The sequence below is a fragment of the Tritonibacter horizontis genome, from assembly GCF_001518015.1.
In the GTDB taxonomy this organism is placed as follows: domain Bacteria; phylum Pseudomonadota; class Alphaproteobacteria; order Rhodobacterales; family Rhodobacteraceae; genus Epibacterium; species Epibacterium horizontis.
Map to the genome: position 1 here is coordinate 1 of NZ_LPUY01000126.1, position 854 is coordinate 854.

Annotated in this window: 3 protein-coding genes; all 3 read left to right on the forward strand. The window is 61.6% G+C overall.

Features of this window, described 5'->3' with window-relative positions; translation table 11 throughout:
* Nucleotides 1-209, forward strand: a 209-nt coding sequence (locus TRIHO_RS23985) for a hypothetical protein (RefSeq protein WP_165595938.1), incomplete at its 5' end; no start/stop codon positions are given.
* Between the two features lie 121 nt (nucleotides 210-330).
* Entirely contained in the window at nucleotides 331-717 is a 387-nt protein-coding gene (locus tag TRIHO_RS20250) for a DUF6878 family protein (RefSeq protein WP_065323576.1), read from the forward strand.
* 1 nt (nucleotide 718) lies between these two features.
* On the forward strand, nucleotides 719-854 hold a 136-nt coding region (locus tag TRIHO_RS24435; protein ID WP_408646204.1), incomplete at its 3' end, for a DUF6915 family protein.

The window sequence follows — 854 nt, forward strand, 5'->3', positions numbered from 1 at the left end:
GTCGCCGCGTCGCAGGCGAGATGCGTCTCGAGCTGGGCGGCGCGGACAAGGGCATGATTGATGGCCTCAAGGCCGCCGGCTGCTTCACCGAGATCATCGCCTTCCAGCTACGGGTGTTCCTGCCGCATGGGGATGGGATCGACACGGGCCGCATTCTGGCCCGGATCGTGGGGCAGGGAGCCGCCAGAGCGGCAGAACAAGCCGCCTGAAAAGTTAAAGCGGGCTTTGTGCCGGGCGTCGCGGATCTGGATTTCACCGGTCTGCGCTTTCCGGGCGCGCGCTAACCAATGCCACGCCCGGCCCCCCAACTTCAGACAAGAGGACGGACCCATGACCAATCCCCAGATCGATTATGCCGCAATGGCGGCTCAGTGGCGTGCAGAGCGCGAAACCACCTTGAAGGCGACTCGAGCGGAGCTGCTGGCGCAACTACGTGCGCTTGGCATCAGCGAGGTCACTGCCGAATACGAAGGCTATGGCGACTCCGGCAATGTCGAGGATGTGACGGTGCAGCCTGCAGAGGTCCAACTGCCGGAGCCGCTTGCCACCGAGGTTGGCGACTTCGCCTGGTCGCTCGCCTATCATCATCACCCGGGGTTCGAAAACAACGAGGGCGGCTACGGCACGCTGACCTGGGACATAGCACTAGACAGCATCACCCTCGATCATGCCGACCGCTATGTCGAATGCTCGCACAGCTATGACGAGGGGCTGTGAGATGGCCCATCCGCTTCATCATGCTGAAAGCTCTGCCCGGAAATTCGGCGGAGTGCCGTCTGACTATCAGTCCATACATGACTGGTTCGATGTTATCCGGACAATCAAGCTGTTTTTGTTCTCCCGACCGGGGTTTG

Excerpts from the sequence above, each read along its gene's own strand:
- TRIHO_RS20250 (WP_065323576.1), top strand. The coding sequence starts at position 331 with ATGACCAATCCCCAGATCGATTATGCCGCAATGGCGGCTCAGTGGCGT.